The 1,571-nt window shown below is 40.9% G+C and carries 1 protein-coding gene; it reads right to left on the bottom strand.

Annotated features, from left to right (window positions below):
• Positions 1–414 precede the first annotated feature (414 nt).
• The gene (locus L1D55_RS27220; RefSeq protein WP_132942272.1) at positions 415–957 is read right to left on the bottom strand and encodes a hypothetical protein; all 543 of its coding nucleotides are present in this window, start codon (positions 955–957) and stop codon (positions 415–417) included.
• Between the last annotated feature and the right edge of the window lie 614 nt (positions 958–1,571).

Below are 1,571 nucleotides of genomic sequence, written 5' to 3'. Positions count from 1 at the left end.
TCACGTATAACGCACCTTACATGGATTCACTTTCGTTCATCATACTGATTCCCTAGCACTCACCCAATTCGTGGTTATCAGGAGGAGCATTCCCTCACGGTTCTGCTCCCGTTTGGCACAGTGCCAAACTTCGTTACATTGTCAGGCTCGCTGCTTTATTCAGAGCCTTAGGGTCGTCTGGTGATACAAACGGTTCACTCTTATCGCGGTGAACAGCGCTTCATGCGACTTCACGTCGCACGGACAATTTCGAGTTGGTGTCTTTGCTAATTTAGCAAGTCATAAATAACTACAGGTATTGCAAAGTGAGTTTTGAATAGCTAGCGCGTTGAGTAAAATCGCACTAGCTAACAGGCTTGGTTGAGGTGGGCACTAAGTGACGTTACGTTAATCACTTCAACTCCCCAATTTACGCTAGTTGGTCGGATTTATTCTGGTAAGTACATCCGTTGAAATTTTATCTACGTATTCTTTCCGACGTCTGTTTACGCTAAACCAGCACGAAGATTCATTGCAATAATATTCCCATGTTTTCCAACCATTAACACTGTTCTTGGTAATTTCAGTCCCTGCCCTAGAAAAAGAAGTAAACACCTTTCCATTTAAAAAAATTCCTTCGGAGTTTATTTCTGCAGAAACATTAGGATTGCTCTTCCACCTAAGCTTCGTTCCAAGCTCGAACGGAATATCACGAATCCTAACCAAAATTGTTTCACTGTCAGTATTAAATTCAGAATCAAAAATTTCAAACAGTATTTTTCGGGATTCTTTATCTAGTCTTGCGACCATTCGAGCCCCCCAATTTGAAAATATAAAATCAGCAACTTCTGTTGCTATTGGATAAACCGAGGTTCGATACATACCTAAAGATGATTGAGCTTCATTAATGGATAGTCCATTCTCCTCTCTATCCTTTCTTCTTTTTTCGGCATTAAGTGACCAATCGTGTGATAGCATCCACAACTCCAAACTAATTAAAAATTTTCCCTGAAAAATCAGAGCATTAGACTAGTGATTTAGATGATTATCGTTATACAAAACCAACAAAACGTGACCCATTGCAAGCGTCGATTTGACTCGACCAATAACCTTCCTAGTAAACTATTTCAAACATAGCATAAAGCCCCAAGGTTAGGTGCTCAAATGCATATCTGTTTGTATGACTTTAAACTTCTGGCATTTTTGGTCTGTCAGGGCGATTACTAGTAACCCATGCATCCTACAGCGGAATTAGGTAAGTCTTGCATTTTGCCTGTCATTACTTTTTGTATATCAAAGTTAACTGAACATCATTGTTTAAACTTTGAAGCGTAACTCACTTTGGGGCGTGCGACGTGAGGTCGTATGAAGCGCTGTTCACCGCTTAATGTGTGAACCATCTGTATCACCAGATGAACCTAGGACTCTGAATAAAGTAGCGAGTCTGACAATGTAACGAAGACTGGTAGTCATGCACCAGTCGGGATCTAAATCGCGAGAGAACGATCCTCCTGATAACCACAATCGGGTGAGTGCTAGGTAGTCAGCATGATGAACATAAGTGAATCCGCATAAGGTGCGTTATATGATGA

It is taken from the genome of Vibrio sp. Isolate22, from assembly GCF_022398115.1.
GTDB lineage: Bacteria > Pseudomonadota > Gammaproteobacteria > Enterobacterales > Vibrionaceae > Vibrio.
The sequence above is the reverse complement of the archived record's forward strand: the minus strand, read 5'-3'. Positions and strand labels throughout refer to the sequence as shown.